The sequence below is a fragment of the Sphingomonas populi genome (genome assembly GCF_004208535.1).
GTDB lineage: Bacteria > Pseudomonadota > Alphaproteobacteria > Sphingomonadales > Sphingomonadaceae > Sphingomonas > Sphingomonas populi.
Map to the genome: position 1 here is coordinate 1 of NZ_SGIS01000014.1, position 26,477 is coordinate 26,477.

The window sequence follows — 26,477 nt, forward strand, 5'->3', positions numbered from 1 at the left end:
AGGGGCAGATTCCCACGCGTTACGCACCCGTGCGCCACTAACACCCGAAAGTGTTCGTTCGACTTGCATGTGTTAGGCATGCCGCCAGCGTTCATTCTGAGCCATGATCAAACTCTCAAGTTTATGTATGACAAGATCCAGGTGGAATGCCCCGATCAAGCCACTCATCTCAAGGAGCCGCTCTGCACATAACTTCAGGCGCCCATCAAAGTAATACTTTGATGGGAACCCATTTACGTATGGATACGTGAAGGACATAGAGAGCAGCTTAGCTTTAAACGAGTATCCGACGCCTTGAAGCCGCCAGAACCCGCAAGCCGCCGCCCACATGTCCCTTCATCTAAACCAACAATGTCAAAGAGCGCAAAATACCGACGCCCAACCTAACCCCCTTTTACCGGGGCGGTTCAGCGCCGAAGATTTCGTGACCACCGCGACGGCCATGTCGGCCACCGCTGCGGTGACATCCCTCTACGGCCACTCCCCCACACCGTCAAACCCTTTTTGCACTTTTCTTACGTTCACACCAAAAAATGGCGGTTTTCCGCCACTTCCGCGTGACAGTTCCGTGGCAGCCGATCCAACCCCTATCGCGAATCGACGGCTCGACGTGGCGACTCGTGGCAGCTTGACGCCCGGACCGTTGAGGTAGCGGACAACCAGCAACATCCTCGCCGCATCAAAGTGCGACATAGTCGCCACACCAAGAAGCGTTTCGACCGCAATCCTGCGTAAAGGAGCCGTACCGCGCTCGGGCAAATAGCACCCGGCAGCAGCCCGACACTCTAATATATAGACGCAATATCGCAGGCTTTAACGATATATGATATTTATATCATGTTTATGGTGCGAATATACGTTTACGATATCCGCTGCGTTGCAGCGATTGTAACGCCGGAGACTTAATAGGTTCGTACTGGCCCGCCGTCGGGAGAACGCTCCCGAGCCAAGGGGTAACGACATGAAAACTTCGCCAGGCGTTCGCCTGAAGCTGCTGCTCGGCAGCGCTCTTATCGCCTTCACCGCCGCGCCGGCTTTCGCAGCCGATGCCGTAGCGCCCGCACCCGCTCCCGCAGCAGACGCCGTTCCGGCCCCGGAGGCCGATACGGCCCAGATCGGCGACATCGTCGTCACCGCGACGCGCCGCGAAACCAATCTCCAGAAGACGCCGATCTCGATCAGCGTGCTCAGCTCGCAGGGCATCGCCGACCGCCACGTCCTCAGCCTGTTCAACCTCGCCGACGGCTCGATCCCGTCGCTGCGCGTCGCCACCTTCGAAGCCCGCCAGTCGGCGCTGACCATCGGTATCCGCGGCATCGTTCCTTATGACCAGAACCAGACCGCGCGTGACGGCGGCGTCGGCGTTTATATCGACGGCGTCGCGCTGGGTAAGACGCAGGGCCTGAACGCTGCGCTGTTCGACATCGAGCGCATCGAAGTTCTCAAGGGTCCGCAGGGCACGCTGTTCGGTCGCAACACCGAAGGCGGCGCGCTGAGCCTCGTCTCGAAAGCGCCGACCGGCGAATTCGGCGGCCGCATGACCGCTGGCGTGGGCAATTTCGGCGGTCGCAATGCCGACTTCCACCTCGACCTGCCTTCGTTCATGAACATCGCGCTCAAGTTCGACGGCGTGTACCAGCATCAGGACCCGACCGTGAAGGACCCGCTCACGGGTTCGACCGGCTGGAACTATTATGACCGCAAGGGCGGCCGCGCCGCCGCGCGCTGGAAGCCGATCGACGATCTGACGGTCGATCTCGCATACGATTATGCGAAGGACGACAACACGCCGCAGTACAGCCAACTGCTGAACTACAACCCCAAGGGCTATGCCGTGGGCACCTATGACGGCAGCGGCAAGCTGGTTTGCGCCACCTCGCCGTGCATCGCGCCCAAGGCGCCGCTCGTCGGCGTGCATCCGGATCGGCAGACCGTCGCCGACGTCGGCGTGCCGCAGCAGCCCAGCGTCGATATCACGCACGGCTTCTCGTCGAACATTAAGTACAAGGTCGCGCCGTTCCTCGAACTGCGTTCGATCACCGCGTGGCGCGGCGTTTCGACAGACCAGTGGGATAACTCGGGCGGTCCAGAGCGTCAGACCTTCGCGCCGAACGCGAACTTCAGCCGGTACAGCCTGTCGTTCCTGCGCCAGCACCAGTTCAGCCAGGAAATCCAGGCGGTCGGCAGCATCCCGCAGTTCGATTACGTCGTCGGTGCTTACTATTATACCGAACACGCGACCGAATACGCCGCGACGCCGCAGAGCAACCTGTGGAACGCCGACGGCACCGGCTACACCGTCCGCAGCCCGATCCCTGGCAACGGCAACCCGATCTCGAGCGCGAACTCGGGCTATCAGCAGTATGACTCGTCGTGCAACAACACGCTCGCCGCGACCGTGCCGCAGTTTGCCAACAGCTGCCAGTACATCACCCGCGCCAGCCAGGCTGTTGACCACAACTATTCGGTATTCGGCAACCTGACCTTCACACCGGAAGCGCTGGGCGACGTGGTCCACATCACGGCTGGTGGCCGCTGGACCAAGGACGACCGTCACGGCACGCTGTATGTCGTGAACAACAAGTCGAACCTGACCAACCCGACGGTCACGAACGTCGCGTCGCCGTTTAGCTTCAAGAACAGCATCAGCCGCTTCGATCCGATGATCAACGTCGCGTTCGATGCGACCGACACGATCCACCTGTACGCCAAATATGCGACCGGCTTCCGCGCCGGCGGCGCGAACGACCGTTCGCAGACCTTCAACGCGTTCGGCCCGGAATCGGTCAAATCATATGAAATCGGCGCTAAGATGGACTTTTGGGAGCACCGCGCTCGCCTCAACATCGCCGGTTATATCATGGACCGCAGCAACACCCAGTTCGACTTCGACCAGTACGATACGGCCGCCAACAGCCCGACGCTCGGCAGCCATATCGAACAGACGCAGAACGCCGGCGATACCAAGATCCGCGGTATCGAAGCCGATCTGACTGTGAAGCCGATTCCGGAACTGACGTTGTCGGCCTCGTACGCCTACACCTACTGGAAGGCACCGTCGGCGGTGAACCCGATCACCGGTGGCGCACCGCAGCAACTCTACATTGTCTACACGCCGACAAACGCGGCGTCGGGCGCGATCGACTATGTCACGCCGGTCAACATCGCGGGTGGCGCGAACATCCGCTTCCACCTCGACGGCAACTACGCGAGCAGCCAGTACAGCTTCCAGCTCGAGCCAACCAAGACCGACGCCAGCTTCGTCGTGAACGGCCGCATTGCGCTGGGCGACATCCAGGTCAGTGATCGCAGCAAGGTGACGGTCTCCGTCTGGAGTCGCAACCTGTTCGACACGACCTACGTCTATCGCCGGTCCGCAGCGAACTCGTCGCCCGCCAACAACAATGGCACGCTCAGCTATTCGGGCATCCTCGGCGATTACGGCAACCTCAACTCGCCGCGCACCTTCGGCGGCGAGATCAGCGTCAACTTCTGATCGCCTGATCGACCAAAAGAGAGGCCGGCGACCGCGAGGTCGCTGGCCTTTTTTTGTTGCGCACGGGCGTTATCGCGCTTCCCCCTTCCGATCCCACCTTCCCCGATCCCACCTTCCCCGGTCGTGCTAAGCTTGTCGAAGCACATGCCCCCAGCGCCCCGCTATCGATACGCACTCCGACGAGATAAGTGCGAACAGGTGCAATGCGATGGCGATACCGAAGCCGTATCGCGGAGGCGGTGCGCCCCTCCCCGTCTCAATCCCGATCGCTGAGCATGTACCCTGCGCCGCGGATCGTCGCGATCGGGTCGCGCTCGCCGGGCTGGGTCAGGTGGTTGCGCAACCGGGTCATGTGCGATTCGACCACGTTGGTCTTGGGTGCGGAGTCATAGTTCCACACCGTCTCGTACAGCATCTGCCGCGTCACGACGGTGTTCGCGTTGCGCACCAGCTCGCACAGGATACGGAATTCGATGTTCTGCACCTTGATTGCGCGACCGGCACGGGTCGCGCTGCGCTTGATCTCGTTGACCTCGATATCGCCCGCCCACATCACGCCGGACTTCCGCGTGCTCGCGCCACGCCGCAGGATCACCCGCAGCCTCGCATCGATCTCCGCCGGCGCGGCCGGCTTGACGAGATAATCGTCGGCGCCCGCCTCCAGCGCGATCAGACGCTGGTCGAGATCGTCGAGCGCGGAGACCATGATGATCGGCAGATCGATGCCGCGATCGCGCAGCAGCGCGGTCACGGCGACGCCGTCGACGAACGGCAACAGGCATTCGAGCAGGATCGCGTCGAACCGCGATTCGGTCGCCTGCGCGAGCGCGGCGCGACCGTCGCCGACGATCTCGCAATCGTGGCCCAGTTCGGCGAGATCGCGCGCCAGCAGCTTCGCGGCGGCGGGATCGGCCTCGGCGATCAGAAGGCGCATGACAGTGTTCGCTCCTCGCGGCAGATGCTCAAGCAGTCGCTTGCCAGCATGGGCGGCGTAATGCGCGTGAAATCCGTGTCATGTTCGCGGCCCTTTCGAAAACCGGCGATACCGCTACGGTGCGCGCCATGAACGATGAAGATGTCATGCGCGAACGCGTGCGGCGGATCGGCCGGGTCACGCTGGCCGCGCTGTTGGGGCTGCTCGGGCTATGGATCGCTTCGGCGTTCCTGCCCGCCTTGGTATGGGCGGTGGTGATCGCGGTCGCGATCGATCCGCTGCGGCAGCGCGCCGTCGCGCGCTGGCCGGGGCCGCGCGCGCGCACTTGGCTCGCCGCGATCGGCACCACCGCGCTGGCGCTGCTCGTGCTGATCCCGCTGATCCTGTGCATCGCCGAGGCCGCGCGCGAAGCGCATGAGGTCGCCACCTGGGTTACGCTCGCGCGCACGCACGGGCTGCCGGTGCCGGGCTGGGTCGCGCAACTGCCGGTCGGGTCGCACGCGCTGGCGTCCTGGTGGCAGGAGAATCTCACCACGCCCGAGGCGGCGAGCCTGCAATTGCAGCATTGGCGCAGCGCCGAGTGGCTGGCGCGCACGCAGTTGATCGGCAGCAACGTGCTGCACCGCGCGGTGATCTTCGGCTTTACGCTGCTGACCTTGTTCTTTCTGCTGCGCGACCGCGACTCGATCCTCGCGCAATGCCGCCATGCCGGCGACCGCATGCTCGGCCCGGCGGGCGAACGCATTGCGCTGCTCGCCGCGCTGTCGATCCGAGGCACGATCGACGGGCTCGTGCTGGTCGGCATCGGCGAAGGCGCAGTGATGGGCGTGGTGTATCTGGTGCTCGGCGTGCCGCATCCGTTGCTGTTCGGCGCGGTGACGGCGATCGCGGCGATGATCCCGTTCGGCGCGGCGGTGATGTTCGCGCTGGCGGCAGTGCTGCTGCTCGCCAAATCGGCGGTGGCGAGCGCGATCGCGGTGGTGGTGATCGGCCTGATCGTGGTCGCGATCGCCGACCATTTCATCCGCCCGATCCTGATCGGCGGCGCGACCCGCCTGCCCTTCCTGTGGGTGCTGATCGGCATCCTCGGCGGCGTCGAGACGCTCGGGCTGCTCGGCCTGTTCGTCGGGCCGGCGACGATGGCGGTGCTCATCATGCTGTGGCGCGATTTCGTCGGCGAGCCAGTGGTGGAAGCGGAGGCGGCATAGCCCCCCTTCCCGTCACCCCAGCGCAAACTGGGGTCTCGCGCGGCGGTCGTCACGCCCGCCCCGGAGAGATCCCAGCCTTTGCTGGGATGACGATAGCCTCAGCGCGGGTGCGCGGCCCGTCGCAGCCGGTCGTTGATTGCCGTCCCCACGCCGTCGCCCGGAATCGGCGCGACCGCGATGGCGGCCTTGCCGCTGGCATCCGCCTCATGCAGCAGGTCGAACAGCCGCGCCGCCGCTTCCTTCACATCGCCCGAGCGCGATAGCGAGGCATCGCCGAAGATCGGGCCGAAGCCGATCATCCACTCGTCGGGTTCGGCGTGGATCGCGTTGATCCGCAGTGGCTTGGACGGCGCATAATGCGAGGCGAGTTGCCCCGGCGCCTCGATCCGCGTCTCGAACCCGCTCAAACCCGGATCGAAGCGCTCGACCCCGGGGATGTCCCGCCACTTCTCGCCCGCACGCGCCTGGATCGTCGCGAGCAAGGCGTTGACGCTGACCGGACCGTGACGGAGCACGCGCGTCGCATTGTCGATTTCATGGACGATCGTCGATTCGACGCCCTGCTCGCACGGCCCGTCGTCGACGATCAGCGGGATGCGGCCGCCGAGGCTGGCGAGCACATGCTCCGCCCGCGTCGGGCTGATCGCACCGCTCAGGTTGGCGGACGGTGCGGCGAGCGGACGGCCCGATGCCTCGATCAGCGCGCGCATCGCGCGGTGTGCGGGCACGCGGATCGCGATCGTGTCGAGCCCGGCGGTGGCGACCGACGCCACCCCCGCCCCGGCGCGGCGCGGCACCACCAGAGTCAGCGGCCCCGGCCAGAACATCTCGGCGAGCGCCTCTGCCCGCCGGTCGAACTCGCCGAGCCGGTGCGCCATGTGCAGATCGAGGACATGGACGATCAGCGGATTGAAATTCGGCCGGCCCTTGGCGGCATAGATTTCCGCGACCGCCTTCGGCTGGGTAGCATCACCGGCAAGGCCGTACACCGTCTCGGTGGCGACGGCGACGACACCGCCGGACTTGATAAGCGTCGCCGCCTCGGCGATGGCGGCATCGCCGAAAGCCAATGTCCGGGTGCTGTTGATCATGCCGGGCGCGTTCATTGCGGCGCAATGTAGCATGTTGCGCCGCAATATAAAGAGGGCCTCATGACCAGCTTCAACTTTGCCGATTACCTTCAACGCATCCACTTGAGCGAACCCATCGCGGCTGATGTCACCGGACTGGAAGCGCTCCAGCGCGCGCATCGGCTGGCGATCCCGTTCGAGAACCTTGACGTGATGCTCGGGCGCCCGATCGCGATCGATAGCGGCGCGGTGTTCGCCAAATTGGTGACGGCGCGGCGCGGCGGCTATTGTTTCGAGCACAACCGGCTGTTCCTCGATGCGCTGGCGGCGGCAGGTTTTACCGCGCGGCCCCAGCTTGCGCGCGTGTGGCTCGGTGCCGAGACGACGCCGCCGCTGACGCATGCGATCAGCATCGTCACGCTGGATGGCGGCGAGTGGATCGCCGATGCCGGGTTCGGCGGCAGCTACACGCCGCCGATGCCGCTGATCGACGGTGCCGAGGCGACCGCGCCCGACGGCGCCAGCTTCCGCCTGACCCGCGAGGGCGAACAAGGCTGGATGCTATCGCGCGCCGGCGACCCCGCCACCACCGACGGGCGCGGCGGCGGAGACGGTTTCCAGCCGCAATACAGCTTCGTACCCGGCACCGCTTATGATGCCGATCTGGCGATGGGCAACCTCTGGGCCGCGACCGCGCCGGGCAGCCGCTTTCGCACCACCAGCGTGGTCAGCATCGTGCTGCCGCGCGGCTTCGCCTCGCTCACCGACCGCGCCTATCGCCGCCGCGCGGGCAGCGACGACGCGCAGACCGAGATCACCGATCCGCGCGTCTACCGGCTGCGGCTGAGCATGATGTTCGGCATCGACCTGTCGGTGGACGAGGTCGCCCAACTGGGTCTGTTCGCGGGCTGAGCGGCACCCGCCGCCCGGCCCGCGCGGGTCAGAACGTCGCCAGCTTCACCACGAAGCGGATATTGCGGCCCGGCATCACCACGTCATCCTTGTTGAGCGCGGCGGCATTGCGTTGCACGTCGTTGGTGAGGTTCTGCCCCACCACGGCGAACTCCACCCCCGGATGCGCGCTGAACGGCCGCATAGAGACATGCGCGCTCAGCGCATTGAAGCCGGGCGTCGCCGTATCGAACGCGCCGAACCTGTCCTGCCGCCCCGAGTGCAACATCAGGACGCCGGCATCGACTCGCGTGCTCGTCCACGTCAGCCCGCCGCCATAGCGATAGGGCGGAATGCGCGGCACGTTGCCGCCCGTGTCGAGCGTCGCGCGCGTGTAATCCGCCAGCGCGCGCAGTTGCAGCGCACTGCCCCCGGCTCTGAACAGATCGACGTTCGCCTCGCCCTCCAGCCCGCGGAAATGCGCGCCCTGCTGGCGATAGAACAGCTCCTTGAGGTCGCCCGTACCGTCGCCGCACACACCGGCGTCGTCGCAGGTGCGCCCGGTCAGGTCGCCATAGATGTAGTTTTTAAACCAGGTGCTGTACGCGCTGCCCTCAAACCGGAACGGCCCGCTGTGGATGCGCAACGTCGCCTCCAGCGAATTGGCGCGTTCGACCTTGAGCGCGGGATCGCCCGTCTCGAAGGTGCCCGGCCCGTCATGCCCGCCGCGCGCGAACAACTCGGTGATCCCCGGCGCGCGGCCGGTGCTGGCCGCGGTGAAGCCGAGCTTGACCACGCCTGCATCATACAGCGCGCCGATCGCGCCGCTGACGGGTGTGAAATCGGCGGCGGTGAAGCGGTCCGAGATCGGCGTGCCCTCGACGCGGACATGCTCGACCCGCCCGCTCACCTGCAATTTCAGCCGCGTCGCCAGAGGCGTCTCGACGAAGGCATAGCCCGCTTCGCTCTGGGTCGATGTCGGCAGCAGATAATCGCTGCCCTCACCCAGCGCCGAAAAATCGCGGTGCTGCACCTCGACACCGAGCGCGATGTTCTTGAACAGGCTGGTGCCGAGCAGCAGTTCGGCGCGGCCATCGACCTCCTTGTTGCGGAAAGTCGAGAGGACTTCGTTGGTGTCGGGATCGATCTCGCTGTGCGTGTAATCGGCATAGCTGCCGTCGATGGTCAGCGTCTTGAGCGTGCCGCCGCCGAGATCGAACGACGATTTGGTCAGCACTTTGGTCTGGTGCATGTCGATATAGGTGGTGTCGCTCGGGATGCCGTATTTCGAATCATATTGGATCACCGCCGCGCCGATGTGGCTGTCCGAATTCGGCCCGAAGAAATACGACGCGCCGACCGTCTCGCCGTGTCCGGTGAAATAGCTGTTCGGCTGCTTGCCGTCGGGCGTGTCGTAATCGCCGGTGTTGCGGTAGAAACCGTCGGCATGCACCGCGAGGTTGCCGGCGCGACCATCCATCAGCGCCGAGCCTTCGCCCGAACGCGCCGCGGTGCCGTAGCTGCCGACCAGTTCGCCGCTCAGCGCCTGCGTGGGCAGGCTCGTCGGCACGCGATCGTTGAGCGCATTGACCACGCCGCCGATCGCCTGGCTGCCGTAGCGCAAGGTCGCCGCGCCGCGCACCACCTCGATACTACGCGCCGAAAGCGGATCGAGCGGAATGCCGTGATCGGGGCCGACATCGGACACGTCCGAACTGCTCAAACCGTCTTCGAGGATACGCACCCGCTGCGCGTCCATGCCACGGATGATCGGGCGGCTCGCGCCGGCGGCGAAGCCGGTCGAGGAGATGCCGGGCACGCTCGCCAGCGCATCGGCGATGCTGGCGCCGCCGCTTTGCAGGATCTGGCTTCGATCGACCTTGGCGACGATCGTCGGCGTGTCGTCGCGCTGTAAGGCGAACGGCGACGCGGTGACGATGACTTCGCGCGACACCTGCCCCGAATCGTCGGGTGCCGGGGCGGGAGCGGGATCGGCATGTGCCGGGGCGGACAGCAGCGCGGCGAGCGCCGCACCTCCGAGGAGGACGTTTCGCATTTCTTCAAACTCCAGGAACCTTGACGGCAAGGCCGCACACGCGACCGCCGGGAACGAGGGACCGGATCGTCCCTTCGCGTTTATGTCAGAGGTGTGGAGCGACCGGCGGCCCGCGACTGCGCCACGCGTGCGAGCGCTGGCGCGGTAGCGCGCGCCATAGTGCCGCCGCCGCATACCAGGCGGCATGCTGCGCAGGCAGCGCGAATTCGACCGAGGGTGCGGGCAGATAGGCTCCAGCGGTCGCGATCTCCTGGCATAGCGGGCAGGAATCGGGCGCGGTCGGCGGGCGGCGATGATCGACCGGCGCGCGCTGGATGTCCGCGCCAGTCGCGGTGGAGAAAGCGGTGGAGCGCGGTTGCTCATGGACATGCGCGGCGACAACGCAGCCTTGCAGCCACAGCGCCACCACGAGCAGCAGTGCGAAAGCGATCCGCGCCAGCTCCGGCACGGCCGCACGGCGCAACGATCCGCGCCCGGCAACGCCGGGCGGTACGCGTCCCGCAACATGCCCGCTATGAACCGTCAAACCACCCGCACCCGCTTGGAAGATGTTACAACATATCACATATCAGCGCGGAAGCCAACCCGTCTTGTTGCGTTCGAACGTCTGCCAGACGGGAAAACGCCAACGGGGGTGCGGGGGCAGGCGAAGCGCCCGCCCCCGGTCCACTTACCAGTTCACGCCAATACGACCGTAGACATACCGCCCGTTGAACCCGAACGGCGAATAATACGGAAAGCCGACCAGCCCCGTGCTGTTGAGCACGGTGCCGCGCGACGACGCCAGCTTCACATAGTCGGGATATTCGTCGAGGAGGTTGTTCGCGCCGACCGCGAGGTTGATCCGCTTGAGCAACGTGTAGCGCACTTCGAGATCGAGGATCGTGTGGCGGCCGGTGTGGATGTCATCCTCGGCGAAGCCGGTGGTGCCCGGCTGGGTGACGTCGCCATAATAGGATGCCCGCGCGGTCGCGCCGAACTGGTCAAGCGACCAGTCGATCGTTCCGACCACCTTCTCGCGCGGCGTGCCTTGCTCGAACGAGACGATCCGCTGGCGGCTGAACACCGGCAGCGTGGTGCTGCTCTTCGATGAGGTGATCGTCGCGGCCGGCGGCGCTTGGGTCACCTTGATGTTGTTGATGTTGGTGGCAGCGGTCAGGTCGAAGGTGCCGAGGCTGGCTGTCGGCGCGCGGTAATGCGCGACGATATCGACGCCCTTCGCCGTCGAGCGGATACCGTTGAGGAAATAGCGCGCGGCGGTGACGGTGGTGATTTTCTCATCACGCAGTCGCTCGATCACGGTCGTGCCGCTCAGATTCTCCGACAGCGCGATCTGGTCGCGGATCTTGATGTAATAACCATCGACCGACAGATCGAACCCGCCGTGGCGGATGACGAAACCCGCCGAATAGTTGACCGCCTTTTCGGGCCGCAGCGCCTTGCCGCCGAGCGCTACGCCGACCGCGCTGGTCGACGGAAACAGGCCGGTCTCGACGATCGAACCCGTGGTCAGCACCGATGCGGTCGAGGTGTAATATTGCTGCTGGAGCGACGGCGCGCGGAAGCCGGTCGAGACGGTGCCGCGCAGCGCGAGCCACGGCGCGAAATCGTAGCGCGCGGAGAGCTTGCCGTTCACCGTCGTCCCGAAATCCGAATAATGTTCGAGCCGACCGGCCGCGCCCAAGGTCAGGCCGTCGATCGGCTTGGCTTCGAGGTCGAGATAGCCCGAGCCATTGTCGCGATGCGCGTTGACTTCGTTCGACGGCAGGAAGCCCGGAAAGCCCTGCGCGCCCGAACCGACGTTGGTAGGCGCACCCAGAGCACGGTCATAGGAGGTGTGTTCGCCAGCACCGATCTGGAAGCCCTCGCGGCGATATTCACCGCCGAACGCGACGTTGATCGTGCCCGCGCCGAGCGGAATTTCGCGCGCCACGTCGAGCCCGGTGACGATCTGGTCGTAGGTGATCTTGCCGTCGTAAAACGCGGTTTGCGAAGCGGCGCCATAGGTGGCGTTGCCGGAGTTGCGCGTGTTGAACTTCAACTGGTTGCGCCCGTAGGACACGCTCAGATCGGTCTTCCAGCCGGCGATGTCGCCGCGCAGGCCGGCGGTGGCGGTGAGATCCTCGGACGTCACCGCGATCAGCGGGGTGAAGCCGTCCGGGTAAAGGCTGGCGAGCGCCGCCGCGCTGGCGTTCGCGTCCGTGCCGCCGTTCACGCGCGCCGTCGCGGCGCTCACGCTATCGCGGTGCTGATAGCCGCCGAAACCGTAAAGGGTGAAGCCGCTGTCATCGAGCGGCTTGGCCGCGTTGGCGTAGAAGCTGTACTGCTCGACATCGGGATCGCCGAAGCGCGAGCGCACGCGAATCGGCGTCTTGCGCGGATCAAAATCGCCGCGGCTGGTCGGGTTGCGGTTGAGATATTCGCCCGACAGCGTGAGGAACCCGTCCGAGCCGAGCGCGAGGCCCTGCCACGCGCTCGCGGTGACGGTCTCGCCGTCGCGCTCGCTGCGGTCCCCGCGCGCGGTCTTCACGTCGGTGATATACTGGCCGTAGGTGACCGACGCGCCGCCGCCGGTGCGCGCCTCGCGCAGCCGCAGGTTGACGACGCCGGCGATCGCGTCCGAGCCATATTGCGCGGCGGCACCGTCGCGCAGCACTTCGATCCGGTCGAGCGCGATGCTCGGGATCGTGTTGAGATCGACCGCTGCCGATCCGCGCCCGACCGAACCGTTGGTGTTGAGCAACGCAGACGTATGCGCGCGCACGCCGTTGATAAGCACGAGCGTCTGGTCGGGCGAAAGCCCGCGCAGCGTGGCGGGGCGGATCGAGTCGGTGCCGTCCACCGCCGAGGAGCGCGGGAAATCGATCGACGGCACCACGGCGGCGAGTGACGCGCCGAGCTCGGTGGTGCCCTGCCGTTGCAGGGTCGCCGCGCTCAGCACGTCGATCGGCGAGACGCTGTCGAGCCGCGAGCGGCCGGTGGTGCGCGTGCCGGTGACGACGATGTCGGTCTGGTCGGTCGCCACGGTCTCCGGCGCGGCGGCGGGGTCGGCGGCGGGGCCGGCGGCGGGGCTGGTCTGGGCCTGCGCGGCTACGGCATGGGCGAGCGCGATCGTCGATACGGCGACGGCGAGGAGCGACCGGAGAGGTTTCATAGTCAAAGTCCCTGATTTTCTTTTGTTTTATCGTAACCGGATTAGCCGGCTGGCGGCGCGATCCAGGTTAGGTCTGGTAGAAAAAATGACCCGGCAGCGAGGCTGCCGGGTTCGAGGTTACGCATGGGAGCTTACCAGCGTGTCGGGTCGTCAGCGGACGCGCGGGATTACAGCGCGTTCCCTGATGTCTCGGTCGCGTTCGAATCGGTGACGTTGCCGTCGAGCGAATCGGTCGCGGAAAGATTGGCGCCGTCGGTATCGTTGAGGACGACATCGTTGAGCGCGGTAGCGTTGGCATCGTCCGCCTGTCTGGCGCAGCCCGTCACCGCGAGCGCAGCCGCGACCAGCGCGGGAAAAGCGAGCTTTTTCACATGTCCTCCTGTTGCACCGTCGCGCGGCGGGTTCGCTGTTACAGTGACGTGACTATATCCCATCCGCTCAATAGGAATTATTAGAAATGCTTCGCCGCGTACAAGCCGGCCTTTTGATGCTACTGAAAGCCGCCGGTTGACGGCACCGCCGCGATCCGCCACATCGCGGTCGCTTCCTGGGGAGTAGTCGCCCGCATCGCAGCGGGGCGCGCGTCAACACGATCGGCTTTGGCCGTGGCGCGTGCGGCCTGATGGTTTGACGAGACCATGGATCGGTGAACGTTCGGGGTCGGGCGTCGCGCCGCATCCGTGTGTCTGTCGTCCCGGCCCCGGGAGAACTCGTGCAATGGCTTCGCTTTGGATGACGGTCGCGCTGCTGCTTGGCTCGGCGGTGGTGATCTATCTGTCGTGCGAGTATTTCGTGAACGGCGTCGAATGGGTCGGCCGCAAGCTGGCGGTGGGCGAGAAGGCGACCGGCACCGTGCTCGCCGCGTTCGGCACCGCACTCCCCGAAAGCGTGGTGACGTTGGTCGCGGTCGCGTTCGGGGGAAGCGCGGCGGCGAAGGATCTCGGCGTCGGCGCGGCTTTGGGCGGCCCCCTCGCGCTCGCGACGATCGCCTATGCGACCGTTGGCATCATGCTGCTTTTGTCGGGCCGGCACCTCGCCGATACACCTGCGATGCGCGCCAGCTTCAGCCAGTTGAGCCGTGACCAGGGCTGGTTCCTCGCGATCTTCGTGGTCAAGATCGCGCTCGGCCTCGTGCTGTTCGCGGTCAAGCCGTGGCTTGGTCTCCTCTTCCTCGCCGCTTACGCGCTGTACGTTCGTCAGGAGATGACGGGCGATGACGCCGACGAAGAGGAAGGCGCGCTGGAGCCGCTCCGCTTCCAGCCCAAAGCGGAAACGCCCGGCACCGCAATCGCCATCGTCCAGACGCTCGCGGCGCTGGTGGTGATCTTCCTCGCCTCGCGGCTGTTCGTGCAGCAGCTCGAACATCTCGGCCCCGTGCTTGGCCTCAAGCCGCAACTGCTCGCGTTGCTGCTCAGCCCGATCGCCACCGAACTGCCCGAGACGATGAACGCGATCATCTGGGTGCGGCAAGGCAAGCACCGGCTCGCGCTTGCCAACATCTCGGGCGCGATGATGATCCAGGCGACGATCCCGACCGCGCTCGGGCTGTTCTTCACCCCCTGGCTGCTCGATCGCTCGCTGCTGCTCGCCGCCGGCGTGACGGCGATTGCGATCGCGATCCTGTTCGCCGCGTTTCGCGGCGGCTGGATTTCGCGCGCGCTGCTCGCGTCGATGGGGCTGCTCTACGGGGTGTTCGCCGGACTGCTTGTCGCCCTGCACCTGGCCGCGTGAGCGGCGGGCCTCACCCCTCCGCAGCGGCCTCCTGCGCGGCGGCGATCAGCGCGTCGTCGACTGCGGCGGCGCGCTTGAACGTATCGCGGGCCGAGATGCGGTTCCAATAGGCCACGAACGCCGGGCGCGGTTCCAACATGCCGAACTGGAGCATGAAGCCGATCTGCGCACCGACATAGACGTCCGCGGCGGTGAAGCTGTCGCCCGTCACATAAGGCGTCGCCGCGACCGCCGCCTCCAGCGTATCGATGGTCTGCTCGAAACAGCCATAGCCGACCATGCGCTTCTGCTCGTCGCTGGGGGTCACGCCAAGCGACTTGTTGGTGAACGCCTGCTCGACCGGCCCGGCCGCGAAGAACAGCCAGCGATAATAGTCCGCACGATCGGCCAGAGGTGGCGCCAATCCCGCCTCCGGGAAAGCATCCGCCAGATAGGCGCAGATCGCCGCGCCTTCAGTGACGACCTTGCCGTGGTGGACGATCGCGGGCACCTTCCCCATCGGGTTGACCGCCAGATAGTCCGGGTCCTTCATCGACGACGCGTAATCGAGCAGTACCGTCTCATAGGACGCGCCCACCTCTTCGAGCATCCAGCGGATCGTTCGTCCGCGCGACATCGGGTTGGTGTAGAATATCAGATCGTTTGCCATCATCCGTCCCTTCGAATCAGAACATTAGTGGAACATAGCCAGCGTCAGCGGTCAAGATGCGCGTGCAGGAACGCGATCGTGCGGTCCCACGCGAGCAACGCCGCTGCCGCATTATACCGCTCGGGCGAGGTATCGTTGTTGAAGGCATGATCGACACCGTCATAGGTGTAATCGGTAACGTCCTTGCCCGCCGCTTTCAGCGCGGCCACCCACGGCGCGCCGGTCGCGGCGACGCGCGCGTCCTTGCCGGCATAGTGCAGCAGCAGCGGCGCGGCGACCTTCACCGCCTCGGCGGGGTCGGGCGCGGGGCCGTAATAGGCGACGCCCGCCGCGAGCGCATCACCCGCCGCCACCGCGACGCGGTTGACCAGCGCGCCGCCCCAGCAGAAGCCAACGATGCCAACCTTGCCGTTGCCGCCGGGCCGCGCGCGCATCGCGCCGATCGTGCCGACCGCTTCGCTGGTGATCGCGGCGAGGTCGGCCTTGCCGATCAGGTCGCGCGCCTTGTCCTCATCGTCAGGCGTGCCGCCCTGATCGCTGAGGAAATCCGGCGCGACCGCGCGGAAGCCGGCCAGCGCGAAACGCCGCGCGACATCCTCGATATGCGGGGTCAGCCCGCGATTCTCGTGGAAGACGATCACGCTGCCGAGGTTGGTCTTGCCTTTGGGCGAGGCGAAATAGCCGGTGACCTGCTTGCCCGGCCCGACGCCATAAGCCTCTTTGACGATATCGAGCGTCGGATCGGCGACATCGGTGATCGCGGCAGCCGCCGGCGAGGCGGCGATGCCGGCGATCAACAGTTCGGCAGCGGCAAGCGATCCGGTCAGCGCCACCATGTCGCGCAGCAATGCGCGGCGGTCGCGATGTTCGTGGGTGAACGCATCGTAAAGCTGGATCGCGCGGTCGCGGAAATCGGTCATGCAAAAGGCTCCCGGATGAATCGGCTGGACGAAAGGCGCGGCTTGGCGTTGGAACCTAGCGGCACGATCCGAGGTTGGCACGCGACAATGACGACATACCGCGCCAGCAGCGACAGGAAGGTGATAGCCGCGATCGGCGCAGCGGTGCTGCAGGTCGGGCTGGGCCTGTTGCTCGCCACCGGCTTCACCGTGACGATCCCGCACGTCGTCACGCAGGACCTCAAGCTGTTCGGCGTGACCGTCCCGCCGCCCCCGCCTCCTCCACCGCCGAAACCGCACCCCAAGCCGAGCATCCACAAGGCCGGCGCAGCGGCACCGCCCAACATCCGATCGAAGGCGACCGAAGTGGTTGCGCCGCCGCCCAAGATCCCGATGCCGGTCCCCCCACCGATCGTCGCCGCGCCGACCCCGGCGGCGGGCAAGCAGGCCAGTTCGGGCGCGTCCGACAAACCCGGCACCGGCACTGGCGCGGGCGGAACCGGCAATGGCACCGGCAGCGGCGGCAAGGGGAATGGCGACGGCGGCGGCGGACGGGAAGCCTATCAGAAGAGCGGCCGCATCAAAGGGTCGGACTATCCCGCGAGCGCGCTGAAAGCCCGCGTCGGCGGCACCGTCTGGGTGAGTTTCACCGTCGAAGTCACCGGCCAAGCCACCGGCTGCACGATCCGCAAGACCAGCGGCAATCCCGATATCGACGCCACCACCTGCCGGCTGATCGAACAGCGCTATCGCTATGAGCCAGCACGCGACGCCAGCGGCAAGAAGGTCCGCTCGCGGATCGAGAACCAGGACCACACCTGGGTGGTCGGGCATGACGAGGACGACGACGGGGATCAGTGACGTGCGGGGCGCGGCATTCCGAGCGAGGTGGCAGGACAGGTGTGCGCTGTCCCGGATACCAAAACTGCCGTTCGTCCCGAGCGAAGTCGAGGGACCGCCCGGTGCGCGCATGCCTCGACTTCGCTCGGCACGAACGGTTTAAGGCGCGCCGAGCCGACGGCCAGCGCCGTCGCCCTACCGCCCCTTGAAGATCCCGCCCAGCACGCCGCGCACGATCCCGCCGAGCAGGTCGCCTCCCCCGCTCGCACCGCGCCGTGAGCCCGTGCCGAACACCTGCTTGGCCACTTCGTTCGCCACCTGCCGCGTGATCGTCGAGGTCGCTGTGCGCGCGGCGGTGGTGGCGATCTTGGCCCAGGGGCTGTTCGCCGCCGCCCGGTCAGCGGCGATCCTGGCGCGCTCGGCCTCCTTGGCGGCGCGGGCGTCGTCCTTGGCCTGCGCGGCGGCGGCCTTGTCGGTCGCGTCCTTCGCACTCGCCTCGGCGGCGGCGGCGCTCGCCTCCTGTGCCTTGGCGGCGAGGATTTCCTCGCACGATTCGCGATCGACGAGCGTGTCGTACTTCGCGCCGATCGCATCGGTCTCAATCAGCACCTTGCGTTCAGCGGGCGTGATCGGGCCGACGCGCGAGGCAGGCGGCTTGATGAGCGTGCGCTGCACCGGCGCGGGCGCGCCGTCGGGCAGCAGCAGCGAGACCAAAGCCTCGCCGACCTTCAATTCGGTGATCGCGGTTTCGACATCGACGCCAGGGTTGGCGCGGAACGTCGTCGCCGCCGCCTTCACCGCCGCCTGATCGCGTGGCGTGAACGCGCGGAGCGCATGTTGCACGCGGTTGCCGAGCTGCCCCGCCACCGTATCGGGCACGTCGATCGGGTTCTGCGTGATGAAATAGACGCCGACGCCCTTCGACCGGATCAGCCGCACGACCTGCTCGATCTTCTCCAGCAGAGCCTTGGGGGCATTGTCGAACAGCAGGTGCGCTTCGTCGAAGAAGAACGCCATCACCGGCTTGTCGGGATCGCCGACTTCGGGGAGATGCTCGAACAATTCGCTCATCAGCCACAGCAGGAAAGTGGCGTAGAGCTTGGGACTCTGCATCAATTTGTCGGCCGCGAGCACGTTGACGATGCCGCGCCCCTTGTCGTCCAAGCCGATGAAGTCCGCCATCGCCAGTGCCGGCTCGCCGAAGAAATTCTCCGCGCCCTGGCTGCGCAACTGCAACAGCGACCGCTGGATCGCGCCGATCGATTGCTTGGAGACGTTGCCATAGGTCGTGGTCAGCTCGTCGGCGCGCGCCGCGCAATAGCTCAACATCGATTGGAGATCGTCGAGGTCGAGCAGCAGCAACCCTTCCTTATCGGCGACGTGGAAGGCGATCGTCAGCACGCCTTCCTGCACGTCGTTGAGGTCCATCAGCCGCGCGAGCAGCAGCGGACCCATTTCCGAGATGGTGGTGCGGATCGGATGGCCCTGTTCGCCGTACAGATCCCAGAACTGCACCGGCGTTTCGGCATAGCTCCAGTCATCGTCGCCAATCGCCTTGGCGCGCGCGGCGAAGGCGTCGTGCGTCTTGGCTTGCGGCGATCCGGCCATCGCCAACCCCGACAGATCGCCCTTCACGTCAGCGACGAAGCACGGCACGCCGACCGCCGAGAAGCCTTCGATGATGCCCTGGATCGTCACCGTCTTGCCGGTGCCGGTCGCGCCGGCGATCAGTCCGTGGCGGTTGGCGCGCCTGAGGTCGAGACTCTGCGGGTTCGCCCCGCCCTCATCCGCGCCGATGAAGATGCCGCCGTCCGTCATGAAAAGCTCCCGCTCGCAAACGCTTTTGTCACCCCGGACTTGTTCCGGGGTCCACCCCGCCGCAAGCGCATCGACCGAGCCTCACGCGCAAAGACTGCCGCACCGTGGACCCCGGAACAAGTCCGGGGTGACGGTTGAGACCCCTTATTCGAAGCCGCGCGGCGCGGGCGAGACGGTGACGGCGGTGCCGCCGCGAATCTCCTGCACCTCCAGCGCGCGCTCGGCGACGCCATCCTTGCCGAAGCGGAACGCGCCGTCGATGCCCGCGAACCCGCCCGAATCGGATAGCCGCCGCTCGGGGAAGGGCGTGCCCACCGTCCAGTCCGCCGAAATGCGAATCGTCAGCAGCACCGCATCATAGCCGAGGCTCGAAAGCCGGAACGGCGCAGCGCCGAAGCGGGCACGGTATTTGGCGGCATATTGCCGGTACAGCCCGTTCGACACGCTCGCGAACCACGCGCCGTTGAGCGACGGCTTGTTCGCCATCGAGCTTTCCGAATTCCACAATTCGGTGCCGAGCACATGCGCGCTGCTCGTACCGACGCGGCGGATCACCGGCACCGCTGCCGACGCGGTGTTGGCGCTGTCGGCGATCAGGATCGCCTGATACGGCGAATCCTTGCCCATCCGCGTGATCGCGGCGGTGATCGACCCCGGCACGCGCTGATAGGTCTGCAGCGACACGACCTGCCCGCCCGCACTCTCCACCGATCGCAGGAACGCGGTCGAGGCGCGCTCGCCATAGGTGCCGTTGGGAACCAGCCCGGCGAAGCTCGTGATGCCCTGCGCCTTGGCGTAATCGACCACGCGCGCGATCGACTGGGTGGGCGCATAGCCCATCAGATACGCGCCCTGCCCCGCCGCCGAGGCATCGTTCGAGAACGCCACCACCGGCACCGCAGCACGGTGCGCGATCGGCGTGACGGCGCGGACATCGTCACCGAGCAGCGGGCCGAGGATCAGCCGGTTGCCCTCGGCGATCGCCCGTTGCGCGGCGGCGGCGGCGCCGAGATTGGTGTCATAGGTGGTGATGCGGATGCGCTGGTTGTTCGAATCGAGCAACGCCATCTGCGTGGCATTGGCGAGGCTTTGCCCCACGCCCGCATTCGGCCCCGACAGCGGCACCAGCAGCGCGACACGGTGGCGCGCGGTGTCGGTCGGGATGCCCTGTTCGACCTGATTCGGCTGCTGAACCGGCGGCGGGCGGCGGCCCGGCTCGGTTGCGCCGCGCGGCAGCACCGTCTGGCAGCCCGCCAGCAGCATCGCGGCCATGACGATCACGGCACGCCGCAGCGGCCTTCCTGGTTGCCGTACCCTTGCCACGTCTGTCATGAACCCCTCCGATGAACGCTGTACTCGCGCCCGGTCTCTATATCGTCGCCACCCCGATCGGCAATCTCGGTGATCTTTCGCCGCGTGCTGCCCAGATCTTATCACAAGCTGCCGTAATCGCAGTGGAAGACTCGCGTGTGACGGCGGGATTACTTCGTCACATCGGCGTGAAGCGGCTAATGACGCCCTATCACGACCACAATGCCGAAGCCGTCCGCCCCGGCCTGATCGCACGGATGGGGATGGAGGCGGTGGCGTTGGTGTCCGACGCGGGTACGCCGCTGATCTCCGATCCCGGCTACAAATTGGTCCGCGATGCCCGCGCCGCCGGACATACCGTGGTGACGATTCCCGGCCCGTGCGCCGCGATCGCCGCGCTGACGCTCGCCGGGCTACCGACCGACCGCTTCTTCTTCCTCGGCTTCCTGCCCCCCAAGGCGCAGGCGCGCGCCGCCGCTATCGCCGAAGTCGCCGCGATCCGCGCGACCTTGGTGCTGTACGAATCGGGACCGCGCCTCGCCGTCACGCTGGCGGCACTCGCCGAGGGGCTGGGGAATCGCGACGCGGCGGTCGCGCGCGAGATCACCAAGAAGTTCGAGGAAGCTGTCACCGATTCGCTCTCCGCGCTGGCGGCACGCTATGCCGATGCGCCGCCAAGGGGCGAGATTGTCATCGTCGTAGCCCCGCCGGGAGAACCAGAAGCCGCCAGCGCTGAGGATGTCGACGCCGCGCTCGCCGAAGCTTTGCAACGCCTCCCCGCCTCCAAGGCGGCGGGTGAGGTCGCCAAGAAGCTCGGGCTGGACCGCCGCGAACTCTACGCGCGGGCGCTTGAGATGAAGGGGTGAGAGACCGCCGCGTCGCCGAGGCGGCTGGCCGGCGCGGCGAGCGCATCGCAGGCTGGTGGCTGCGGCTGAAAGGCTGGCAGATCGTCGCGCGCCGGGTTCGCACCAAGGCGGGCGAGGTCGATCTCATCGCGCGCCGCCCCGGCCTCGTCGCGTTCGTCGAGGTCAAACTCCGCCGCACCGCCGCCGATCTCGACATGGCGATCGACGAGCACCGCCTCGCCCGCGTCGCCGCTGCCGCCGAAGTGCTGATGGCCGAGTATGCGCAGCCCGGCGACGATATCCGCGTCGATGTCATCCTCATCGCGCGCGGCGTGCCGCTCCGGCATATCGAGAATGCTTGGATCGGGTGAGTTTCGCACCTAGATGCCCCCTAACCGTCGCCCCGGCGAAGGCCGGGGCCGCTACGTTGCTTGGCGAAGCGGTTGCCCCACACACAGCGGCCCCGGCCTTCGCCGGGGCGACGAAAGGGCTATGAATGTCTCTCACGGTAGCCGTCCAGATGGACCCGCTCGACCAGATCAACATCGGCGGCGATTCGAGCTTCGCGCTGATGCTCTCCGCACAGGCGCGCGGCCACAAACTTTTTCACTACGCCGCCGAAGCCCTCAACTACTCAGACGGCCGCGTCTGGGCGCTCGCCCACCCCGTCACCGTCCAGCGCGTTCCGGGCAACCACTTCAGCTTCGGCGACCCCGTCCAGCTCGATCTCGGCGATGACGCCGATGTGGTGCTGATGCGGCAGGACCCGCCGTTCGATCTCGGCTACATCACCGCCACCCACCTGCTCGAACGGATCGCCGACAAGACGTTGGTGGTCAACGATCCCGCCAGCGTGCGCAACGCGCCGGAGAAGGTGTTCGTGCTCGATTACGCGCACTTCATGCCGCCGACACTCGTCACGCGCAGCCTCGACGAAGCGCGCGCTTTCCTCGCGAAGCACGGCGAGATCGTGATCAAGCCGCTCCACGGCAACGGCGGCAAGGCGATCTTCAAGGTTGGCAGCGACGGCGCCAATTTGTCGGCGCTGATCGAGGTGTTCAACACCGCCTGGCGCGAGCCGCATATGGTGCAGGCGTTCCTCCCCGACGTGGCGCAGGGCGACAAGCGGATCGTGCTGGTCGACGGCGTGGTCGCGGGTGCGATCAACCGCCTGCCAGGCGAAGGCGAGATCCGCTCGAACCTCGCGGTCGGCGGCTCCGCAGTGAAGACCGTGCTGACGCCGGAGGAAGAGGCGATCTGCGCCGAGCTCGGCCCCGAACTCAAGCGGCGCGGGCTGCTGTTCGTCGGCATCGACGTAATCGGCGGCAAGTGGCTGACCGAGATCAACGTCACCTCGCCGACGGGAATCGTCGCGATCGAAAAGTTCGACGGCACCGATGTGGCGGGGCTGATCTGGGACGCGATCGAGGCGCGGGTCGCATCTCGGGCGGCATGACGTAAACCTCCGTCCGTGCCGAGTAGCGCTCGAGTAGGCGAGCCGTATAGGGTGTGCATATCGAAGCAAAGGTTGCGCTCGGGACATGCGCCTTCGGGCTACTCGGCAGGAGCGGAATAAGACCACGCTATCTTTGCCGCTTAGGCGACGACCCCGCTCGCCCGCAACGCGGCAATCGCCGCGTCGTCCAGCCCCAGCATCTCGCGCAAAATCGCGTCGCTATGCTCGCCGAGATCGGGCGGCGCGGTTGGCTTCGGCATCGTTTCGCCCGGGAAGCGGAACGGCCGGTTGACGATCGGGATGCGCCCCAAGGTACGGTGATCGACCTCGACCACCATCTCGCGCGCCACCGCCTGCGGCTGCGCGAGCGCCTCCCCCACGCCGAGGATCGGCGCGTTCGGCACCTGATGCTCGCTGAACAGCGCGACCAGTTCGGCGACCGACCGCCGTTCGGTGAAATCCGAGATCAGCGCGTTGACCTCGGACCGTGCATCGCGACGCCGCTCGGTGGTGGCGAACCGCGCGTCGCGCGCGAGTTCGGGCTGCCCGAGCGCCGCGCAGATCCGCGCCCAGAACGCATCGGTCAGGCAGGCGATGATGATCGACCCGTCGCTGGCGGGAAACGCGCCATACGGCACCAGATTGGGATGCTGCGATCCTTGCGGTGTAGGGTCTTCACCAGTGAAGAAAGCAAGCTGCGCGAGATAGCTCAGCATCCCGAACATCCCGTCGAGCAGGCTGATGTCGATCAGCCGCCCCTTGCCGGTCGCGTGCCGCTCATGCAGCGCGGCGAGGATTGCGATCGGCCCGTTCACCCCGCCGACCAGATCGCCGAGCGGAATCCCCAGCCGGCTCGGCATTGCCCCCGGCTCGCCATTGACGCTGAGCGCCCCCGACAGCGCCTGCGTGACGATGTCGAACGAGGGCTTGTCGCGAAGCGGTCCGGTCATGCCGAAGCCGGAGATCGCGCAATAGATCAGCCCCGGATTGCGCTCGGCAAGCGTCTCATAGCCGAGGCCGAGCCGGTCCATCACGCCGGGGCGGTAATTCTCGATGAGGATGTCGCTCTTCGCCACCAGCGCCTTGGCGATATCGACACCCTCGGGCGTCTTGAGATCGATGACGATGCTGCGCTTGCCGCGATTGTTGGCGAGGAAATAATGGCTCACCCCGTCACGGTGCGGCGGGAAGCCACGCGTGTCATCGCCAGTCCCCGGCGGCTCGACCTTGATGACATCCGCACCGAGATCGGCCAGCGCCATCGACGCCGCCGGCCCGGCCAGCACGCGCGAGAAATCGAGCACCGTCACACCGGCGAGCGGGCCTTGCCAGGGGGGCGGCGTCTCACTCATCGCGCGTGGCCCTCAACGCCCATCCACTCCCAAACCGTTCGTCCCGAGCGAAGTCGAGGGGCACGCCCCAAGCGCAGGTGTCTCGACTTCGCTCGACACGAACGGTTGGAAGGCGTTTGTTACCGCACGCCGACACCCCTCACCAGTCCCACACCATCCCGGTCTCGCTGAACGGCTTGGGTTGCTTGGGCGGGATCGTCGCGTCGTTGAGTTCGCATTGCCAGAACCCCACGTCGATCCAGCGGCCGTTCTTGTAGCCCAGCTCGCGCAACACGCCGGTCCGCTTGAAGCCGACCGATTCGTTCAGCCGGATCAGCCAGTCGTTCGGCAAGGTGATGACGCTCACCGCATGCGCGAAGCCCTGCGCGCGCACCGTGTCGATCAGCGCGTCGTAAAGCTGGCGGCCATAGCCCTTCCCCTGCGCGTCCTGCGCAAGATAGACCGAGGTCTCGACGGTATATTCATAGGCCGGGCGGTCGCGGAACCTGCCGGCATAGGCATAGCCGATCACCGTTTCCGCCTCGCCCTCGGTCACCACCAGCCACGGGAAACGGCCCTCCGAGGCGAGCATGCGGCGGCGCATCTCGTCGGCATCGGGCGCCTCGGTCTCGAACGAGATCGTCGCGGCCTCGACATAGGGGCGATAGATATCCGCGATCGCCGAAGCATCCTCGGGCGTGGCGGGCCGAACCGCGATCACCATCCGAAGCGCGCCAGAATCAGGTTCATCAACGTCACGTCCTCCTGTGCCGGCGCGCTCGCGCCGAGGCCTTCGCATTCGAGGCAGCGCGCCTGGATCGCCGCGCCGGTGCCGATCCGTTTCACATCGCCCAGCGCCTGCGCGAACAGCGCGCGGTGCTGCGCGGCGATGCGGGTGAAGGCATCGCCCCCCGCCGCGGCATCGTCATCGTCATCGCGCGTAAGCTGTGCGATCAGCTTGGCGAGCATCCCCGGCCGCTTCTCGAGATATTCGGCATGATAGCCGTCGCTCTTCAATCCGGCCAGTTTCGCCGCCGCCGCAACCGCATCGTCGAGCCCGCCGAACTGGTCGACCAGCCCGATCTGCCGCGCGGTGCCGCCGTCCCACACCCGGCCCTGACCGATCTCATCGACGCGTTGCGGCGTCATGTGCCGCGCGGTCGCTACGCGGGTGATGAACTGGCGGTAGCCGTTCTCGATTCCCGCCTGGAAGATCGCGTCGGTCTCGGCGTTGGTGCCGGCATAGATGTCGGGCTGACCTGAGATCGGCGTGGTCTTCACGCCGTCGGTGGTGATGCCGATCTTCTTCAGCGTGTTCTCGAAAGTCGGGATGATCCCGAAGATGCCGATCGATCCGGTGATCGTGGTCGGCTCGGCGAAGATGCGGTCGCCCGCCGTCGACACCCAATAGCCACCCGACGCCGCGACCGACCCCATCGATACGACGACCGGCAGCTTCTGCGCCTTCGCCTCCTGGATCGCGCGGCGCATCGTCTCCGAAGCGAGCGCCGAGCCGCCCGGTGAATCGACCCGCACCACCAAAGCCTTGAGGGTCTTCTTGGCGAGGCCGTCGAGCAGCAGCTTGGCAACGGTGTCGCCACCTGCACTACCGGCGGTCGATTTGCCGTCGATGATGTCGCCCGCGACGGTCAGCACGCCGATCGCGGCGCCGCCGGTCGGCAGCGGATTGCGCGAGACATAGCCGTCATATTTGATCGTGTTGAACGTGCCGGCAGCCTTGCCGCTGCCCACGCCCGCGATCTCGGCGACGCGCTTGTCGAAATCGAGCCGGGTGCCGAGCTTGTCGACCAGCCCGGCATCGAGGTTCGCCTGCGCGACATTGCCCTGTGCGGCGACGATCACCTTGTCGGGCTGGGTCAGGAACGGCGTGATCTTCGCCTTGGGCCGCGCCTTGGTGATCGCGTCCTGCCACTGTGCGAACAGCACCTGATACAGTTTGACGACCTCTTCCTTCGCCTCGGGCGAAGCGGCGTCACGCGTATAGGGCTCGACGAACGACTTGTACTTGCCGACCCGGTAGACGTGCGCGGTCACGCCGAGCTTGTCGATCAGGCCCTTGTAATAGAGCTGCGATCCGCCAGGCCCCATGAACAGCGAGCCGCCCATCGGGTTGACCCAGATCTCGCTTGCATTGGCCGCGAGGCGGTATCCGCTGTCAGTATAGGCGGTGGCATACGCGAGCACGGGCTTGCCGCTATCGCGCACCCGCCGGACCGCGTCGGCGACCTCGTTGACCGCCGCCGGATAGCCGCCGCCGAACGAATCGAGATCGAGCACGACGACCTTGACGTCGCCGTCACCCTTCGCCTTGTCGAGCGCGCGCACCAGGTCGCGCAGGCGATATTCGGGCGTGGTCGATGATCCGCTCAGGCTGACGAGCGCGCCGGGTTCGTTCGGCTGCTCGACGATCGGTCCGTCGAGCTTGAGCAGCAGCGCGCCCTGCCGGGTGGTCGATCCGCCGGGCCGCGCGGCGAGCGCGCCGAACAGCACGCCGAAGAACAGCAGCATCGCGATCAGGACGAGCGCGTCCTTGATCCCGACCAGTAGCTTCCAAGCACCCCGAACGAGTTTCACTCTGCCGCTCTCCTGTTGGCGGATGATCCGCCATCGCTAGAGTCCCCGCTAGAGCATCGCCGCGAACAGGTAAACACCCGTATTATTCAACCAATACAGACGCGAAATTCGCGTCGGCGCGGTTGACGATCAGGTCACGCAGGCACATATGAGCACCGCTGGCACTCACCTTTGGCGAGTGCTAACAACCATT

At 66.4% G+C, this 26,477-nt stretch carries 21 protein-coding genes and 1 rRNA gene; 8 read left to right on the plus strand and 14 right to left on the minus strand.

Annotated features, from left to right (window positions below; all coding sequences use genetic code 11):
- Positions 1-123 (minus strand): 16S ribosomal RNA (locus EWE75_RS10630); the annotation flags it as partial.
- An 838-nt stretch (positions 124-961) separates the two neighbouring features.
- Here EWE75_RS10630 and EWE75_RS10635 point away from each other — a divergent pair.
- Positions 962-3,496, plus strand: coding sequence for a TonB-dependent receptor (locus EWE75_RS10635; RefSeq protein WP_206364742.1), 2,535 nt, complete (start codon positions 962-964; stop codon positions 3,494-3,496).
- Between the two features lie 256 nt (positions 3,497-3,752).
- Here the strand turns inward: EWE75_RS10635 and EWE75_RS10640 are convergent, their stop codons facing one another.
- Entirely contained in the window at positions 3,753-4,430 is a 678-nt protein-coding gene (locus EWE75_RS10640) for a response regulator transcription factor (protein ID WP_130157221.1), read from the minus strand.
- Positions 4,431-4,558: 128 nt separating this feature from the next.
- On the opposite strand from EWE75_RS10640, the gene EWE75_RS10645 reads away from it, so the two are divergent.
- Positions 4,559-5,638 carry an AI-2E family transporter gene (locus EWE75_RS10645; protein ID WP_130157223.1) on the plus strand — a complete coding sequence of 360 codons (1,080 nt, stop codon included), beginning with the start codon at positions 4,559-4,561 and terminating at the stop codon, positions 5,636-5,638.
- Positions 5,639-5,736: 98 nt separating this feature from the next.
- Here EWE75_RS10645 and EWE75_RS10650 read toward each other — a convergent pair whose 3' ends face one another.
- Complete coding sequence (locus EWE75_RS10650) at positions 5,737-6,729, minus strand: L-threonylcarbamoyladenylate synthase (protein WP_231708308.1); 993 nt, start codon at positions 6,727-6,729, stop codon at positions 5,737-5,739.
- 60 nt (positions 6,730-6,789) lie between these two features.
- Here EWE75_RS10650 and EWE75_RS10655 point away from each other — a divergent pair, with 60 nt between their 5' ends.
- Positions 6,790-7,620, plus strand: a complete 831-nt coding sequence (locus EWE75_RS10655; RefSeq protein WP_130157227.1) for an arylamine N-acetyltransferase family protein — start codon at positions 6,790-6,792, stop codon at positions 7,618-7,620.
- 28 nt (positions 7,621-7,648) lie between these two features.
- On the opposite strand, the gene EWE75_RS10660 is transcribed toward EWE75_RS10655, so the two are convergent.
- The 4 genes from EWE75_RS10660 to EWE75_RS10675 form a co-directional block, all read right to left on the minus strand.
- Positions 7,649-9,655: a TonB-dependent receptor plug domain-containing protein gene (locus tag EWE75_RS10660; protein WP_130157229.1), complete on the minus strand. Its 2,007-nt coding sequence runs from the start codon at positions 9,653-9,655 to the stop codon at positions 7,649-7,651.
- An 85-nt stretch (positions 9,656-9,740) separates the two neighbouring features.
- Entirely contained in the window at positions 9,741-10,181 is a 441-nt protein-coding gene (locus EWE75_RS10665) for a hypothetical protein (RefSeq protein WP_130157231.1), read from the minus strand.
- A 144-nt stretch (positions 10,182-10,325) separates the two neighbouring features.
- Complete coding sequence (locus tag EWE75_RS10670; RefSeq protein ID WP_130157233.1) at positions 10,326-12,809, minus strand: TonB-dependent receptor plug domain-containing protein; 2,484 nt, start codon at positions 12,807-12,809, stop codon at positions 10,326-10,328.
- A gap of 167 nt (positions 12,810-12,976) precedes the next feature.
- A complete protein-coding gene (locus EWE75_RS10675) occupies positions 12,977-13,180 on the minus strand; it encodes a hypothetical protein (protein ID WP_130157235.1) in 204 nt (67 codons plus the stop codon).
- A 346-nt stretch (positions 13,181-13,526) separates the two neighbouring features.
- Between EWE75_RS10675 and EWE75_RS10680 the strand changes: the two genes are divergently transcribed.
- Positions 13,527-14,540, plus strand: a complete 1,014-nt coding sequence (locus EWE75_RS10680; protein WP_130157237.1) for a sodium:calcium antiporter — start codon at positions 13,527-13,529, stop codon at positions 14,538-14,540.
- 10 nt (positions 14,541-14,550) lie between these two features.
- On the opposite strand, the gene EWE75_RS10685 is transcribed toward EWE75_RS10680, so the two are convergent.
- Both EWE75_RS10685 and EWE75_RS10690 read right to left on the minus strand, forming a co-directional pair.
- On the minus strand, positions 14,551-15,189 hold the full coding sequence (locus EWE75_RS10685) for a glutathione S-transferase family protein (protein ID WP_130157239.1): 639 nt from the start codon (positions 15,187-15,189) through the stop codon (positions 14,551-14,553).
- A 44-nt stretch (positions 15,190-15,233) separates the two neighbouring features.
- Positions 15,234-16,109: a dienelactone hydrolase family protein gene (locus EWE75_RS10690; protein WP_130157241.1), complete on the minus strand. Its 876-nt coding sequence runs from the start codon at positions 16,107-16,109 to the stop codon at positions 15,234-15,236.
- Positions 16,110-16,196: 87 nt separating this feature from the next.
- Between EWE75_RS10690 and EWE75_RS10695 the strand changes: the two genes are divergently transcribed.
- Positions 16,197-16,949: a TonB family protein gene (locus EWE75_RS10695; protein ID WP_130157243.1), complete on the plus strand. Its 753-nt coding sequence runs from the start codon at positions 16,197-16,199 to the stop codon at positions 16,947-16,949.
- A gap of 174 nt (positions 16,950-17,123) precedes the next feature.
- Here EWE75_RS10695 and EWE75_RS10700 read toward each other — a convergent pair whose 3' ends face one another.
- Positions 17,124-18,746, minus strand: coding sequence for a helicase HerA-like domain-containing protein (locus EWE75_RS10700; protein WP_130157245.1), 1,623 nt, complete (start codon positions 18,744-18,746; stop codon positions 17,124-17,126).
- Between the two features lie 144 nt (positions 18,747-18,890).
- Entirely contained in the window at positions 18,891-20,078 is a 1,188-nt protein-coding gene (locus tag EWE75_RS10705) for a penicillin-binding protein activator (protein WP_130157247.1), read from the minus strand.
- Positions 20,079-20,089: 11 nt separating this feature from the next.
- Between EWE75_RS10705 and rsmI the strand changes: the two genes are divergently transcribed.
- From rsmI to gshB, 3 genes are all read left to right on the plus strand, one after another.
- Positions 20,090-20,923: a 16S rRNA (cytidine(1402)-2'-O)-methyltransferase gene (gene rsmI, locus EWE75_RS10710; RefSeq protein WP_130157249.1), complete on the plus strand. Its 834-nt coding sequence runs from the start codon at positions 20,090-20,092 to the stop codon at positions 20,921-20,923.
- Positions 20,920-21,273, plus strand: coding sequence for a YraN family protein (locus tag EWE75_RS10715; protein ID WP_130157251.1), 354 nt, complete (start codon positions 20,920-20,922; stop codon positions 21,271-21,273). The genes rsmI and EWE75_RS10715 overlap by 4 nt, the downstream gene beginning before the upstream one ends.
- Before the next feature lie 125 nt (positions 21,274-21,398).
- Positions 21,399-22,358 (plus strand): glutathione synthase, encoded by a 960-nt coding sequence (gene gshB / locus EWE75_RS10720; RefSeq protein ID WP_130157253.1) that lies wholly within the window; start codon positions 21,399-21,401, stop codon positions 22,356-22,358.
- A 140-nt stretch (positions 22,359-22,498) separates the two neighbouring features.
- On the opposite strand, the gene EWE75_RS10725 is transcribed toward gshB, so the two are convergent.
- From EWE75_RS10725 to sppA, 3 genes are all read right to left on the minus strand, one after another.
- Positions 22,499-23,710 carry a CaiB/BaiF CoA transferase family protein gene (locus EWE75_RS10725; protein WP_130157255.1) on the minus strand — a complete coding sequence of 404 codons (1,212 nt, stop codon included), beginning with the start codon at positions 23,708-23,710 and terminating at the stop codon, positions 22,499-22,501.
- 139 nt (positions 23,711-23,849) lie between these two features.
- Complete coding sequence (locus EWE75_RS10730; protein WP_130157257.1) at positions 23,850-24,413, minus strand: GNAT family N-acetyltransferase; 564 nt, start codon at positions 24,411-24,413, stop codon at positions 23,850-23,852.
- Entirely contained in the window at positions 24,407-26,284 is a 1,878-nt protein-coding gene (gene sppA, locus EWE75_RS10735; RefSeq protein WP_130157259.1) for a signal peptide peptidase SppA, read from the minus strand. Before sppA ends, EWE75_RS10730 begins: the two co-directional genes overlap by 7 nt.
- Between the last annotated feature and the right edge of the window lie 193 nt (positions 26,285-26,477).